The 1,084-nt window shown below is 74.4% G+C and carries 1 protein-coding gene; it reads left to right on the forward strand.

Annotation, left to right across the window (positions count from 1 at the left end; genetic code table 11):
• Window positions 1–174: 174 nt before the first annotated feature.
• Window positions 175–1,084: penicillin-binding protein 2 (locus FRW57_RS21940; protein ID WP_476748669.1), on the forward strand; the 910-nt coding region annotated here is incomplete at its 3' end.

A 1,084-nucleotide genomic window follows, 5' to 3' on the forward strand; every position in this document is an offset into this window, starting at 1 on the left:
CGTGGCCGGCGCGGTCGTGGTGCAGGGCGCCGGGTTGCTGGTGGCGGCCGCGACCGCCGACCCGCTGCTGGTCGGGCGTGCTGCCTGGACCGTCGCCCTGACCACGGCGGTCGGGCTCTTCGTCGTCCCGCTGCTGCTCGCCGTCGAACGAGCCCTGGTCCGCAGGAGACTGGGATGAGGACCGGGCAGAGCGGCCACGCCCATCGCACGCGGACCCGGCTGTGGGCGTTCGTCGGTGTCGTGGTGCTGCTCATGACCACCCTCGTGGGCCGGCTCGCCATGGTGCAGCTGACCCAGCAGGGCGCCTACGCCCGCGACTCCTCCCTGGTCAACACCCGCCTCGTGCACGAGCCCGCGGTCCGCGGCCGGATCCTCACCGCGGACGGCTCGCCCCTGGTCGACAACGCCGCCAAGACGGTCGTCACGGTCGAACCCGCCGCGCTGCTGTCCCACCGGGACGGCGGCCGGGCGCTGATCGACAAGGTGGCTGCCGTCCTCGGTATGCCGTCCGCGCGCCTCTGGGACAAGACGCACCTGTGCGGAAGTCCCGGCGCACCACCGCCGCCGGCCTGCGCTCCCGGCTCCCCCTACCAGCCGATCGCCATCGCCACCGGGGTCGACACCCGCCGGGCGTTGAGCCTGCTGGAGCAGCCCGAGAACTTCCCCGGGATCGGGGTGGAGGCCGCGCCGGTGCGTCACTACCCCCACCCGGACGGCGTCAACGCGGCGCAGCTGGTCGGCTACCTGGGACGGACCACGCCCGAGGAGGTCTCGAAGGGACTGGGCGACCAGGACCTGGTCGGACGCGCCGGTCTGGAGCAGGAGTACGACAGCGTCCTGCGTGGCGAGCGCGGCACCACCACCGTCGCGATCGACCGCAGGGGAGTGGTCACCCGCCGGCTCTCGCACACCGACCCGGTGCCCGGCAACGACCTGGTCACCCATCTGGACGCCCGGCTCCAGGCGGCCACCGAGAAGGCGCTCGCCGGCGCCGTGGCGCAGGCCCGCCAGGCCACCACGGACGCGCGCGGCAAGAAGCAGCCGGGTGACGCCGCCGACACGGGCGCGGCCGTCGTGCTGGACA

Source organism: Segeticoccus rhizosphaerae, from assembly GCF_009192725.1.
Taxonomy (GTDB): Bacteria; Actinomycetota; Actinomycetes; order Actinomycetales; family Dermatophilaceae; genus Segeticoccus; species Segeticoccus rhizosphaerae.